Origin of the sequence: Streptomyces fractus (assembly GCF_049844455.1) — a bacterium.
Classification (GTDB): Bacteria; Actinomycetota; Actinomycetes; order Streptomycetales; family Streptomycetaceae; genus Streptomyces; species Streptomyces fractus.
Genome location: NZ_JBMYHI010000002.1, coordinates 9,236,749 through 9,250,565 on the forward strand (window position 1 = coordinate 9,236,749; position 13,817 = coordinate 9,250,565).

Genomic DNA, 13,817 nt, shown 5'->3' on the forward strand with positions numbered 1-13,817 from the left:
CGGTCGCCCGCATGGCGTGCGAGAGCAGGCGCGGCACGGCGGACCGGCGGACGATGGGGGAAGCCGGAGTGCGTCGAGCCGAGGGGAGTGCCGCAGGTGGGTGGCGGGCGCGAGCACGGAATCCCCGAAGAGGAGCCCGAGGAGCACGAGGAACCCGAGGCGTACGACGCCGAGGTCCGCCAGGTCGACGTGCTCAACCGGATGGCGGGCCCGGCCTCCGGAGGGCCCGGCGCGGGCTCGGACCGGGCTCCACGACGTACGGGTGGCCGCGGCACCGACCTGCTCGTCACCGGACACGCGCTGGCCCGCGTCGCGTCACTGGGGGAGGCCCTCACGCTGATCTCCCGGCTGGCCGACACCACGCTCCCGCTGCGCGGGCAGGCGGTCTTCCGTGCCGACCGCGAAGTGCTGCACTGCGTAGGCCAGTTCGGGCTCGCCGAGGGTGAGGCCGAGGCGTTCCGGTTGCCGTTGCGGACCGCCCACCCCGCCGCTCAGGTGGCGAGAACGGGGCGGCCCGTGGTGCTGACGTCGCCGCAGGAATACCGGGACCGGTTCCCGTCCGCCGGTGGGAACGCCGAGCCGGCGCGGTACGAGGCGTGGGCGTTCCTGCCGCTCACCACGTACGGCCAGCTCACCGGCGTATGGATGGCCGCCTTCGACGCCCCGGTGGAGATGACCGGCGGGGTCGGCACCTTCCTGGTGGCCCTCGCCCGGCTCCTCGGCCAGTGCATCGAGCAGACCTACGACGGCCAGGCGGACCGCACCCTCTCCCAGAGCCTGCGCAGCAGCATGGGGCGCGTCGGCCCGAGCCCCGAGGGGCTCACCGTCACCGCCCGTTACGTACCCACCGGCGGCGGGCTCATGGTCGGCGGCGACTGGTTCGACAGCATCACCCTGCCCAACGGGCGCCTCGGCGTGGTGATCGGCGACGTCCAGGGCCACGACGTGCACGCCGCCGGACTGATGTCGCAACTGCGCACCGCCATCCACGCCTACGCGGCCGAGGGGCACGGCCCCGACGCCGTCCTCGTCCGCGCCTCCCACTTCCTGGCGTCGCTTCAGGAGGACCGCTTCGCCACCTGCATCTACCTGGAGGCCGACCCCCTGACGGGCACGCTGCGCATCGCCCGCGCCGGGCACCCGCACCCGGTCCTGCGGCTGCCGGACGGCACGTGCCTGCTCAAGCACGTGCGCGGCGGGCTGCCCCTGGGGCTCGACCTCGGCGAGGACGACTACCCCGTCAGTGTCGTCACACTGCGTGAGAACGAGATCCTCATGCTGTGCACGGACGGCCTGATCGAGTCCGGCGGCCACGACATGTACTCCGGCTGGCTCCGGGTCCGCGGCGCGCTGACACCGGGCGGCGCCGACGACATCGACGGCATGGCCGAGCGGCTCCTGAACGCCGTGGTCGCCCCGCAGACCACGCAGCCGGGCGACCGTCCCGTCACCTCGTTCACCGAGGACGACATCGCCCTGCTGCTCCTGCGCCGCGACCCACTCGACGACCACGCGGACCGGCCCGGACGGCACCTGCGGTTCACCCTCGAACAGGACCAGGCCCAGGGCATCGCCGACGCCCGCATCGAGTTCCAGGGGCTGCTCCACGACTGGGCCCGCCCCGAACAGGTCGACACCGTCCTCCTGCTCGTCTCCGAACTCCTCGGCAACGTACTCATCCACACCGAGCAGGCCGCCGTCCTGCGCGCCGACATCAGCGGCGCCGAGGGGCACCGCCTGCTGCGCGTGGAGGTCTCCGACCGCAGCGACGAGGTCCCCGCCCGCCGAGCCCCCGGCGAACTCTCGTCCTCGGGCCGCGGCCTCGTCCTCCTCGACCTCCTGGCCCACCGCTGGAACCTCCGCCCCGAGCCGGAGGGCAAGACGGTGTGGTTCGAACTGGACGAGGACGGTCCGGAGGAACCGTGACGGTGCCCTCCCGCGGCACCGTCCGGACGGCCCAGCCGAGCAACTCCTCCTCGAACGGGGGATCTTGACACCGTCATGGATGGGTGGTGGTTTAGACCACACCCCTCGCCCGAAGGCGAGGGTCCGCTTCCGTGGAGGTGTCGTGTCCCGTATGCCGGAACGTCATTCGTCCCGTCTTCCCCGTGTTCCCCGCCCCGTGCTCGCCGGCGCCGCGCTCCTGCTGACCCTGGGCACGTTCGCCGGGCCCGCCCAGGCGCTCGACGGCGCGCCGGCCGCGGTCGGCGCCGGCCCGGCGGCGACGTTGCCCGTCGTCACGCCCACCCCGCAGGACATGAGATCGGCGGGCGCCGACCTTCGCGTACCGGACCGGGCGCGTCTCGTCCTCGGTGACGGCGTCGACGCGTCGAGCATCGACGTGATCAAGCGGGCGCTGGCCGCCGCCGGGGCCCGTTCCGTCTCCACCGTCAAGGCGGGCGACGCGGCCAAGAAGGCACCGGCGCCAGGGGTGTTGACCGTCGTGGCCGGTTCCATCAAGGACACCTCGGTGGCCGCCGCGCTCAAGACCGCGGGCGGCAGCGTGCCCGGCACTCTGAAGCCGGAGGGCTACTCCCTCGCGTCCCGCGGCGCCGCCGGCTCTGACATCGTTGTCCTCGCGGGCAACGACGGCGACGGCGTCTACTACGCGGCCCAGACGCTGCGTCAACTGGTCACCGGCAAACACACCATCGCCTCCGTGGCGATCACCGACTACCCGAGCATGCCGTTGCGCGGCAGCATTGAGGGCTTCTACGGCGCGCCCTGGACGCACAGCGACCGCGTCGACCAACTCGCCTTCTACGGCGACGTAAAGGCCAACACGTACATCTACACCCCGAAGGACGACACGTATCTGCGGGAGAAGTGGCGCACCCCGTACCCCGCTGACAAGCTGGCCGACCTGCACGAACTGATCGAGCAGGCGGTCGCCCACCATGTCGACTTCACGTATGCGGTCTCTCCCGGGCTGTCCGTCTGCTACAGCGACCCCGATGACGTGAAGGCCCTGAAGGAGAAGCTGGGTTCGCTGTACGACCAGGGGGCCCGCAGCTTCTATGTGGCGCTCGACGACATCAGTTACACCAAGTGGAACTGCGACGCCGACCAGGCGAAGTACGGGGCGCCGGGGCGCGCCGCCGCGGGGCAGGCGCAGGCCGATCTGCTCAATGCGGTGCAGCAGGACTTCATCGACACCCATGAGGGCGCGAAGCCGCTCCAGTTCGTGCCCACCGAGTACTCCGACACGGCGGATTCCGCGTACAAGTCGGTGCTGCGCGAGCAGTTGGACCCGAAGGTCGTCGTGCAGTGGACCGGCACCGCCGTCGTACCGCCCGCCATCAGCCTCGCGGACGCCAAGGCCGCGTCCACGGTGTGGGGGCGCAAGGTGTTCCTCTGGGACAACTATCCGGTCAACGACTACGGGCAGACCACGGGACGGCTCCTGATGGCCCCGTACGACAAGCGGGAGGCCGGTCTGCACGAGGAGTTGAGCGGCATCGTGCTCAACCCGATGAACCAGGCGGCACCGAGCAAGGTCGCACTCTTCGGCGGCGCGTCCTTCGCCTGGAACGACGAGAACTACGACCCCGACCGCACCTGGCGCGCGGCCGCCGACTATCTCGCGGGCGGCGACCGGGGCACCGCGCGGGCCCTGCTCGCCTTCTTCGACACCGAGCACCTCGCGCCGACCTTCGGCGACACGAACTGGCAGCCGCAGGCACCCGAACTCGCCGCGCGGATCGCGGAGTTCCGCAAGGCGTGGGACGGCGGGAACACCACCGAGCGGCGCGCCGCACTGCGCAAGCTCTCGGCCTACGCCGACGTACTCGCCGGCGCCCCGGAGCGGATTCGCGCCGGGATGCGGGACGAGGCCTTCCTGGCGCAGACGAAGCCGTGGCTCGACGCGCTCGACCTGTGGGGCGGCGCCCTGAACGCGACCCTGGACGGACTGCGCGCCCAGCTCAACTCCGGTAGCGGGCAAGCCGACTTCGCGAAGGCGGCCGACCTGGCGAAGCAGGCCTCGGCCGTCACCACCATCCCCGGCACCACCCGGCCGCAGGGGCCGGTCAAGGTGGCCGACGGGGTGCTGGACACGTTCATCGAGCAGGCGTCACACATGTGATGCTCCTGTGAAGGCGCCCGCTCCGGCCCGATGGTCGGAGCGGGCGCCTTCGTATGCAACGGGCGGCTGGATCCGCACCCTTCACATCCGTCCCACCGCCATCGCCAATACCCTTTGAGCAGACCAGAGTTGGGTCGGTTCGGCGTTCCGGAACGTCCTGGAATCGCCGGTGTTCACGGTCGGGGCGAACCCGTCGTCGCAGGTCACGCGGAATCTCTCCCTCGCCGAGGAATCCGCAGGCCGTGGCCGGTCTGGGTGCCCTGCTCCAAATCTTGACCACAAATTCCACACATCCCTCTCTATGGACGGCTTCAATGGTCTAGATTGACCGTGCTTCACATGCTGGGACACCAGGCGACAAATGACGATCTATAGGTCCGGTTCGACGGGCAGTTGACAGCCACGTCACCGGCGCCGAACGGGGGTGATCACTTCCTGGTGCCCGAGACGGGCCTTGGGTGCGGGGAGCACCCGGGGTCTTCGCGGATTTCCGCGAACCTCGAGCGTCGAGTGTGGAGCAGAACATGCGAGTCCGCCGCCGGCTGAACCGAGTGTGCGGACCGCTGGGGAAGCGCTGAAACAGCCGAGCATGTCATGTACGGGAGGCAGGGACCTCCCGAGGGGGAGGAGCAGCGCGGCGCGGGAGGCTGGGGGCCTTCTGAGGAGGGGACAGCGCGGGAGGCCGGGGGGCCTCCCGAGGGGGGAGTAATCGTGTTGAGCGAGCACGCCGAGCCCGCCGGCGACCCGGACGGGGCTGTACAGCATGGGGAATTGATCAACCTGTTTCCGCCGGGGCGTGGGCGCCCGGTGAACGGGGCACTCCGTCAGCCCGCGAGCGACTGGGAGCAGCGGTACCGCCGGATCGTGATCATCAGCGATACCGTGGCCACCGCGGTCGTGGTGGCCACCTTCGGTGGCTTCTTCGGGGTCCGCGACGCGGCCAACTGGCACGAGAAGTGGAAGATCCTCGCCTTCGGCACCGAACTGCTGGTGCTGGCCATGCTCGCCGTGAGCCGCTCGTGGGCTCCGGCCGTGCTGGGTCAGGGCGCCGAGGAATTCCGCCGGCTCGGACGCTCGCTGTTCATGACGACCGTCGTGCTGGCGCTCGGCGGGATCGCCCTCACCTCGCGGAACATCAAGCTCTGGATCTTCGTCGCGGTTCCCACGATCGCGCTCGTCACCATGATCGCGCGGTATCTGCTGCGTCTCTGGCTCCACAGGGAGCGCAAGGAGGGACGCTGCCTTCGACCGGTGCTCGCCGCCGGGAGCCCGGCCACCGTGCGCGACCTGATCTCCAGGACCCGCAAGTTCCCGCACCTCGGTTGGCGGGTGGAGGCCGTGTGCATGCCGGACGGGCACGGGCTCGAAGGCGACCATCTGGACGGCGTGCCGGTCGTCGGCCGCCTGAAGGATGTGGCGGGCCACGTCCACCGCGACGGGTACCGGGTCGTCGCGGTCACCCCGGATCCGCACTGGTCGCCGGAGCGGCTCCAGCGGCTCGCCTGGAACCTCGAGGGCAGCGACGCCGATATGGTCGTGGCGCCCGTGCTGATGGAGGTGGCGGGACCGCGGCTGCATGTCGACGCGGTGCTCGGGATACCGCTGCTGCGCGTCAGCATGCCCGCCTTCACCGGGGGACGCCGGGCGATAAAGGAGGTCGTCGACCGGCTGGGCGCGACCGTGCTGATACTGCTGTTCGCGCCGCTGATGGTGTTCATCGGGCTGTTCGTGCTGACGGACAGCCGGGGTGGGGTGTTCTACCGTCAGCGCAGGGTCGGCAAGGGCGGCCGCGAGTTCACCATTCTCAAGTTCCGCACCATGGTCCCCGGCGCCCACGGGGTACGCGCCGACCTCGCCGAGCGCAACGAGGGCGCGGGTTTGCTGTTCAAGCTACGCAGCGATCCGCGGGTGACCCGGGTGGGACAAGTGCTGCGCCGGTACTCGCTCGACGAGCTGCCGCAGTTGTTCAACGTGGTGTCCGGGTCGATGTCGCTCGTCGGCCCGCGGCCTCCGCTGCCGGAGGAGTCCGCGGCGTACGGCCCGGACATCCGGCGGCGGCTGCTGGTCAAGCCCGGGCTCACAGGCCTGTGGCAGATCAGCGGGCGCAGTGATCTGCCGTGGGACGAGGCGGTCCGCCTCGACCTGCGGTACGTGGAGGACTGGTCGCTCGCACTGGACTCGGTGATCTTGTGGAAGACGCTGCGGGCCGTGCTCCACGGGCAAGGGGCCTACTGAAGCGCCGGGGGGCGCACTTCGATCGGCGTACGGAACGGCAGGCCATCAGGGCCTGCCGAGGGGGAGGAACGGTCATGAGAATAAGCGTCTTAGGGCTTGGCTATGTGGGCTGCGTATCGGCCGCGTGCCTGGCCAGCCTGGGCCACGAGGTCATCGGTGTGGACGTGAACCAGGCGAAGGTCGACCTGGTCAACGACGGCAAGGCGCCCGTGGTCGAGGAGCGGATCGGCGAACTCACCGCCGAGGTCGTGCGGACCGGCGCCCTGCGCGCCACCCGCGACGTCCGTGAGGCGATCATGGGCAGTGATGTGTCGCTGATCTGTGTCGGCACGCCGTCGGAGCCCAACGGCAGCCTGTGCACCACGTACTTGGAGCGGGTCGCCGAGCAGATCGGCGCCGCTCTGGCCGAGCGCGGGGGGAGCGGCGGCCGGCACACCGTCGTGTTCCGCAGCACCATGCTCCCGGGCACCTGCCTGAACCTGCTGGTGCCGATCCTGGAGAAGAGTTTCGGAGGGACGGCGGGCGTCGACTTCGGCGTCGCGGTCAACCCGGAGTTCCTGCGCGAGGGCACGAGCGTGCGGGACTTCTTCGACCCGCCCAAGACCGTCATCGGCCAGCTCGACCAGGCCAGCGGCGACGTCGTGGCGCAGCTGTACGACGGGCTGCCCGGCGAGGTGTTCCGTGTGCCGGTCCCGGTCGCCGAGGCGATCAAGTACGCGGACAACTCCTTCCACGGCCTCAAGATCGGCTTCGCCAATGAACTGGGCGCCGTGTGCCAGGCGTTGGGCGTGGACTCGCACCAGGTGATGGACGTGTTCCTCGCCGACCGCAAGCTCAACATCAGCCCCGCCTATCTGCGGCCCGGCTTCGCCTTCGGCGGCTCCTGCCTGCCCAAGGACCTGCGCAGCCTCGTCCACGCGGCGCGGCGGGCCGACGTGTCCGTGCCGATCCTGTCCCATGTGCTGGCGTCCAACGCCGACCACCTGCAACGCGCGGTGGAGCTCGTCGAGCGCACCGGGAAGCGCAAGGTCGGCCTGTTCGGCCTGTCCTTCAAGCCCGGCACCGACGACCTCCGCGAGAGCCCGCTCGTCGAGCTGGCCGAGCGGCTCTTCGGCAAGGGGTACGAGCTGAAGATCTACGACGCCAACGTCAGCCTGTCCCGGCTGATGGGCGCGAACCGCGAGTACATCGAGAGCCGCCTTCCGCACCTCGCGCAACTGCTCGCGGACTCCGTCGACGACGTGCTCGAACACGCCGAGGTATGCCTGGTCGGCACCAAGGACCCGGCCGTGCTGTCGGCGCTACCGGTCAGTGGTGGCCCCGTGATTGTCGATCTCGTCCGCCTTCCCGACGCCGAGGCGCGTCGGGCCGAACCGGGGTACGTGGGCCTTGCTTGGTAACGCAATGAACGATGCGAGGGCCGGCGGCGACGCGCCGAACCGGCGCGCACTGATCCTGGTGGAGAACCTGTCGGTCCCCTTCGACCGGCGGGTGTGGCAGGAATGCACGACGCTGCGCGACGCGGGCTGGACGGTGCACGTCATCTGCCCACAGGGCACGAAACGGGACACCGAGGCGGAGACGGTGATCGACGGGGTGCGGATCCACCGCTACCCGCTGCGCGCCGCCACCGGGGGACCGGCCGGCTACCTGCGGGAGTACGGCTCCGCGCTGTGGCACACGGCCCGGCTCGCCCGCAAGGTCGGCCCGGTCCACGTCGTCCACGCCTGCAACCCGCCGGACCTGCTGTTCCTGGCGGCACGGTGGCTGCGGCGGCGCGGCGCACAGTTCGTCTTCGACCAGCACGACCTGGTGCCCGAGCTGTACCTCTCGCGCTTCGACCGCGGCGAGGACCTGCTCTACCGCGGCGTGTGCGCGCTCGAACGGCGCACCTACCGGGCCGCGGACGTCGTGCTCGCCACGAACGAGAGCTACCGGGACGTCGCCCTCGACCGCGGCGGCAAGCGGCCGAAGGATGTCTTCGTGGTGCGCAGCGCGCCCCAGGTCGACCGCTTCCAACCGGTGCCGTCCGAACCGGAGTTGAAGCGCGGCAAGCCCCATCTGCTGTGCTACCTCGGCGTGATGGGACCCCAGGACGGGGTCGACTACGCCCTGCGGTCGCTCGCCAAGCTGCGCGACGGGCTCGGGCGGACCGACTGGCACGCGGTGTTCGTCGGCTCCGGTGACGCCTTCGACGCGATGGTGGAGCTGTCCCGGGAACTAGGGCTCGCGGACCAGGTGGAGTTCACCGGACGCATCCCCGACGCCGACCTGGTGCGCTACCTGTCGACCGCGGACGTCTGCCTCTCGCCCGACCCGCGCAACCCGCTCAACGACGTATCGACGATGAACAAGGTTCTGGAGTACATGGCGATGGGCAAGCCGATCGTCTCGTTCGACTTGAGAGAGGCGCGTGTTTCCGCAGGTGACGCTGCGGTCTACGCGCGTGCCAACGACGAGGCCGAATTCGCCGGGCTCGTCGCGCAGTTGCTGGACGACCCGGAGCGGCGGGCCCGGATGGGCAAGCTCGGCCAGGAGCGGATCGGCGGTCCGCTGTCCTGGCGGAACTCGCAGGAATCGCTGCTCGCCGCGTACGACGCCGCCTGCCGGCGCCGCGTCGCGGTGTCGGGGGACGTCCCGGTTCGGACAGGGAAGAGGCGGGGCAGGTGAGCGACGACACGATACGTCTGGTCACGATCGGGCAGATCTTCCGAGGGCGGTGGCGGCTGCTTGCCGCGCTCGCCGTGATCGGAGCACTCGTCGGATACGGCGTCTCGGCCGTGTTCCCGCCGAAGTACACGACGTCCGCGTCGGTCCTGCTGCCGGGAGCGTGGGAAGAGCGCGAGCTGCTGACCCAGGCGGACGTCGCGACCAGCTCCACCGTGCTCGACCGCGCGGCCGACAAGCTCCGCTGGAAGGGCGTCGACGGGGCCGGACTGCGGAAGGACGTGAGCGTCAAGGCCGCCGACGGGAACATCGTCATCATCACCGGCGCGGCCGACACCCCGGAGCACGCGCAGCGGCTCGCCGACCGGGTGGCCGAGCAGTACGTCGCCTTCGCCGCACGGATCGCCAGTGGCGACACCGGCGCCGAAGCGGCCACGCGGCCCGCGGCCCTGCGCAAGCAGGTGCAGGAGACCAACCGCCGCATCACCGAGCTGGCCAGCAAGGCCGACCCGGGACAGACCGTGGCGAGCGTCGAGGCCCGCACCGCGCTGGAGAAGCTGCGCACCTCCCTGGAGGAGGCCATGAAGAAGCTGGACGAGACCACCCCGGCGACGGACAAGGCCGGTCCGGTCGTCATGGGTCTCTCCGCCCGGCCGACCGGCGAGGCACCGCCGACCACGACGCAACTCGCCGTTGCCGGAGCGCTGTTGTTCCTCCTGGTCGCGATCATCGGCCATCTCGCCGCCGCGCGGATGAACCGCCGGCTGCGCACCGAACCGGAGATCGCCGCGGCGCTCGGCTCGACGCTCCTCGGCACCGTCGACGTGCCCGGAGAACTGCGTACGCCCCGGCCACAGGGTGACGGCGCGCTGTCCGGCGTCCGCCGGTTCCTGCGCACCGACATCCGGTGGGACGTCCCGAGCCCGCACAGGTCCGGCGACGAGTCCGACAGGAGCATCCGCTACCGGCGGGTGTGCGCCCGCCTGCGCACTCAACTGAACGCCCCACGACAACTGTTGGCCATCGTCCCGGACGGTGACGAGCTCGCGCTCCGGGCCGCCGGGCAACTCGTCGCCGAGGCCCAGGGCGATCCGGTGCTGCGGGCCGTGGTGGTTCCGATGGACCGGCCGACCGTGCCGGACCGCGGCGCCGAATCCGGCGCCGTCGTCGTCCTCAGCGCGGGGAACTGGACCGCGGAGGAACTCACCGGCATCGCACGGGCCTGCGCGGACGCCAGGCAGGAACTCGTCGGCATCGTCGTCGCGGGACCGGTCCAGGCCCGTCCCACGACGACCGTCGACCACGAGCCGGACCGCGCCGCCCCGGCGCTCGCGGTCGGCGGCCACGCGAAGGGAGGCTCGGCATGACGACGAGCAAGACGCCGGAGTCGTCCGCAAGCACTCCGCTCTTCGATCTGCAAGGCCTCGTGGTGGCGGTGCGCAGGCGCCGCCGCCTCTGGGGCGCCCTGGCACTGCTCGGGCTGTTGGCCGGCGCCGCGATGGCGTTCGTCCTGCCCCCGCCGCCGAGCGCGGTGACCAAGCTGCTGGTCGCGCACGCCGAGGACCAGCCGAACGACACCGGAACACTGATCCGTACCGACGTCGAAGTGCTGCGCACCACGCGCGTCGCCGACAAGGCGCTGAAGGCCCTCAAGTCCTCCGAGAAGCCGGAAGACTTCATGAAGGACTACCGGGGCACCGGCGTCACCAACAATCTGCTCCAGATCAACGTGACGGGCGACAGCGACGCGCAGGCGGTGGCCCGCGCCAAGGCGCTGGCCGACGCGTTCGTCGCCGACCATGTGGGACGGATGCGGGACACCGCCAAGGCCGAGGCCCAGGCACTGCTGGACCAGCGTGACCGGATGCGCAAGGACCTCGCCGAGGTCAACAAGGAGATCGGCAACCGCTCGCCGGACACGGCGAGCGACCCGAAGGCCGCGGCGAGCCTCGAATCGCTCTTCGCGCGCCGGTCCGAACTCAACTCGCGGATCGCCGATTTCGACCAGCGGGCCGCGGACGCGCGCACCGGCACACCCACGGTCACCGCCGGAACGCGGATCGTGGACGCCCCGCGCGCGCTGCGGCACTCCCTGCCCAAGTCCGTCGTCACCAACGGCGCGATCGGGCTCGCCATCGGACTGGTCCTCGGGCTCGGGCTCGCCGCGGTCACCGCGGTGGTGGCGGACCGCCCCGTGCTGCGCCGCGACATCTCGGCCAACCTGGGCGCCTCGGTCATCGCCGAACTGCCCCGCCGCTCGGGCAAGCTGTGGCGGCGCCGCAGGACCCGGGCCGTACGGACACGGCTCGTCGTGCACCTCGCCCGCACCGTCCGCGGCTCCATGGAACCGGTGTCACTGCTCGAACTGGGCTCCGCGCGCGGCGCGAGCGCCATCGCCCTGGACCTCGCCAAGGAGATGACGGCGGACGGGCCGGTCCTAGTCATCGACGGCCTGCCCGGCCGACAGCTCGCGAACCACGGCCCGCAGCAGGCGGACCTCACCGTGGTCAGCGGGGAGCACGCCTCCGCCGCGTCCACCCACGACCGCCGGATCGGCGTCGGCTCGGTGGCACCCGGCACCGCGTGGACCGACCTCCAGTACCTCGGCACCCGGACCGTGCTCGTCGTACGGGCCGGGCACGCCAGCGCCGCCTGGCTGCACACGGTGGCGCGACAGCTCGCGGACCAGCGCATTCCGGTCATCGGTGTGGTGCTGATGGACCCCGATCCGCGGGACCGGACCGACGGCACGCTGTGGGACGGCCTGCACACCGCGCTGCGCGGCCGGGGCGAACGCCCGGCCCAGCAGAACGGGACGGGCCAGCTGCCGTCGGAGCGGATGCCGGCGTGGGCCGCACGGGGCGCCGATAACGACCAGGAGGCGCGCTAGCACATGTGTGGCATCGCAGGCACCTACCGATGGCCCGACGGGAAGGCCGTGACCGACCGGCTCACGGACACCCTCGCCCACCGCGGTCCCGACGGGGCCGGCCGCTACGGCCACCCCGTCGGTGACGGCGACGTGCAGCTCGGGCACCGCCGTCTGTCCATCATCGACCTGTCAGAGACCGGCGCCCAGCCGATGGTCCGCGACGGGCTCGCCCTGACGTACAACGGCGAGCTGTACAACGCGCCCGAGCTGCGCGCCGAGCTCGAGTCCGCCGGCGTGCGCTTTCGCGGGACCTCCGACACCGAGGTGCTCCTTGAGGCCTGGCGGCGCTGGGGCACGGACTGCCTGCCCCGGCTGCGCGGCATGTTCGCGTTCGGGATCTTCGACGAGCGCACCGGTGAACTCGTGCTGGTGCGCGACCAGTTGGGCATCAAGCCGCTGTTCCTGCTGCGGCGCGGCGGGGGCCTGGCGTTCGCCTCCGAGCTGAAGGCGCTCGCCGCCGCCACCGGTCAACGGCTGGAGGTGGACCACGCGGCCCTGGTGGCCTCGTTGCTGTACTACTGGGTGCCGGACTCCCGCTGCGCGTTCCGCGAGGCGGAGAAGCTCCAGCCGGGCAGCTGGATGCGATTCCGGCCCGACGGCGGGGTGGACCGGGGCCGGTACTGGAACCTGAAGGACGTCGCCACCGAGGGCCGCGACCGGGCGCGCAGCGGCCAACAGCCGGACCTGGCCGCCATTGTCGAGGAGTCGACCAAGCGACACCTGATGTCCGACGTGCCCGTGGCGACCTTCCTCTCCGGCGGCCTCGACTCCAGCTATCTGACCGCCGTCGCGGCCCGCAACCAGCCGGGGATCTCCGCCTACACGATCGGATTCCGCGCCGAGGACGCCAAATTCGAGGCGATGCCCGACGATCTGCGCTACGCCCGGCAGGTCGCCCAGCGGTTCGGCGTCGACCTGCACGAGATCGAGATCGCGCCGAACGTCCTCGACCTGCTGCCGCAGATGACGTACTCCCTGGACGAGCCGATCGGCGACCCCGCCGCGATCAACACGTACCTGATCTGTCAGGCCGCCCGCGAGGCCGGCGTCAAGGTGATGCTCTCGGGGATGGGCGCCGACGAACTGTTCGCCGGCTACCGCAAGCACCTGGCCAACATGCTCGCCCTGCGCTACCAGCGCGTGCCCCGGCCATTGCGCCGCGGAGTGTCCGCGGCCGTTGACCGGCTGCCGGTCGCCACGTCCCGCCGCGGCTTCCGCTCGGTGCGCTTCGCGAAGCGGTTCCTGTCCTTCGCCGATCTGCCGGAGGAGACCGCGTTCCGGCGCAGCTACACCATGTACGACCAGGAGGAGTTGCTCTCGCTGATCGACCCGGATCTCGCCGGGACGGTCGACGACGTGCTGACCGAGCACGCGGACGTCTACGAGGACAACGACCTCGACGACTTCGTCAACCGCATGTGCCTGGGCGACGCCCGGATGTTCCTGCCGGGCCTCAACCTCACCTACACGGACCGCTCCAGCATGGCCGCGTCCACCGAAGTGCGCGTGCCCTACGTCGACGTGGAGGTCGTCAAAGCGGCGTTCGCGTTCCCCGGCGACCGCAAGATCGTCGGACGGCAGGGCAAGGCCGTGCTCAAGGAGGCGGCCACCTCGATCCTGCCCCGCGAGATCGTCCACCGGCCCAAGGGCCTGTTCAGCGCCCCGCTGCGGGCCTGGATGAGCCGCGACCTCGCACCGCTCGTGCGCGAGGTCATCAACGACGGCGAGCTGGTCAGGTCCGGGTTCCTGCGCCGCGACGCACTGCTGCGGCTCGCCGCGGCGGACGCCGCCGGGCAGGCGGACTACTCCAAGCATCTCTGGCACGTACTGACCCTCGAGTACTGGTATCGCGACGCGACCTCCGGCTCCGGCCAGAGCACTCGGTCAACGGCTTAGAAA

Annotated in this window: 8 protein-coding genes; all 8 read left to right on the forward strand. The window is 71.0% G+C overall.

The window, feature by feature from the left end:
- Positions 1-96 precede the first annotated feature (96 nt).
- The 8 genes from ACP4E5_RS44115 to asnB all read left to right on the forward strand — a co-directional run bounded on the left by ACP4E5_RS44115 (position 97) and on the right by asnB (position 13,814).
- Positions 97-1,926, forward strand: a complete 1,830-nt coding sequence (locus tag ACP4E5_RS44115; RefSeq protein WP_425840263.1) for a SpoIIE family protein phosphatase — start codon at positions 97-99, stop codon at positions 1,924-1,926.
- A 151-nt stretch (positions 1,927-2,077) separates the two neighbouring features.
- Positions 2,078-4,084: a glycoside hydrolase family 84 protein gene (locus ACP4E5_RS44120; protein ID WP_425840265.1), complete on the forward strand. Its 2,007-nt coding sequence runs from the start codon at positions 2,078-2,080 to the stop codon at positions 4,082-4,084.
- Between the two features lie 594 nt (positions 4,085-4,678).
- Positions 4,679-6,319: a sugar transferase gene (locus tag ACP4E5_RS44125; RefSeq protein WP_425840267.1), complete on the forward strand. Its 1,641-nt coding sequence runs from the start codon at positions 4,679-4,681 to the stop codon at positions 6,317-6,319.
- A gap of 74 nt (positions 6,320-6,393) precedes the next feature.
- Positions 6,394-7,719 carry a nucleotide sugar dehydrogenase gene (locus ACP4E5_RS44130; RefSeq protein WP_425840270.1) on the forward strand — a complete coding sequence of 442 codons (1,326 nt, stop codon included), beginning with the start codon at positions 6,394-6,396 and terminating at the stop codon, positions 7,717-7,719.
- 4 nt (positions 7,720-7,723) lie between these two features.
- On the forward strand, positions 7,724-8,989 hold the full coding sequence (locus ACP4E5_RS44135; protein ID WP_425840273.1) for a glycosyltransferase family 4 protein: 1,266 nt from the start codon (positions 7,724-7,726) through the stop codon (positions 8,987-8,989).
- Positions 8,986-10,353, forward strand: coding sequence for a Wzz/FepE/Etk N-terminal domain-containing protein (locus tag ACP4E5_RS44140; protein ID WP_425840276.1), 1,368 nt, complete (start codon positions 8,986-8,988; stop codon positions 10,351-10,353). Before ACP4E5_RS44135 ends, ACP4E5_RS44140 begins: the two co-directional genes overlap by 4 nt.
- Positions 10,350-11,876 carry a Wzz/FepE/Etk N-terminal domain-containing protein gene (locus ACP4E5_RS44145; RefSeq protein WP_425840279.1) on the forward strand — a complete coding sequence of 509 codons (1,527 nt, stop codon included), beginning with the start codon at positions 10,350-10,352 and terminating at the stop codon, positions 11,874-11,876. The genes ACP4E5_RS44140 and ACP4E5_RS44145 overlap by 4 nt, the downstream gene beginning before the upstream one ends.
- 3 nt (positions 11,877-11,879) lie before the next feature.
- A complete protein-coding gene (asnB, locus tag ACP4E5_RS44150; RefSeq protein ID WP_425840282.1) occupies positions 11,880-13,814 on the forward strand; it encodes an asparagine synthase (glutamine-hydrolyzing) in 1,935 nt (644 codons plus the stop codon).
- Positions 13,815-13,817 lie beyond the last annotated feature (3 nt).

What these genes read in the sequence shown, in the direction of transcription:
- ACP4E5_RS44120 (WP_425840265.1), top strand. Translation starts at nt 2,078, where the DNA reads ATGCCGGAACGTCATTCGTCCCGTCTTCCCCGTGTTCCCCGCCCCGTG.
- ACP4E5_RS44125 (WP_425840267.1), top strand. Translation starts at nt 4,679, where the DNA reads ATGTACGGGAGGCAGGGACCTCCCGAGGGGGAGGAGCAGCGCGGCGCG.
- ACP4E5_RS44130 (WP_425840270.1), top strand. Translation starts at nt 6,394, where the DNA reads ATGAGAATAAGCGTCTTAGGGCTTGGCTATGTGGGCTGCGTATCGGCC.
- ACP4E5_RS44135 (WP_425840273.1), top strand. Translation starts at nt 7,724, where the DNA reads ATGAACGATGCGAGGGCCGGCGGCGACGCGCCGAACCGGCGCGCACTG.
- ACP4E5_RS44145 (WP_425840279.1), top strand. Translation starts at nt 10,350, where the DNA reads ATGACGACGAGCAAGACGCCGGAGTCGTCCGCAAGCACTCCGCTCTTC.
- asnB (WP_425840282.1), top strand. Translation starts at nt 11,880, where the DNA reads ATGTGTGGCATCGCAGGCACCTACCGATGGCCCGACGGGAAGGCCGTG.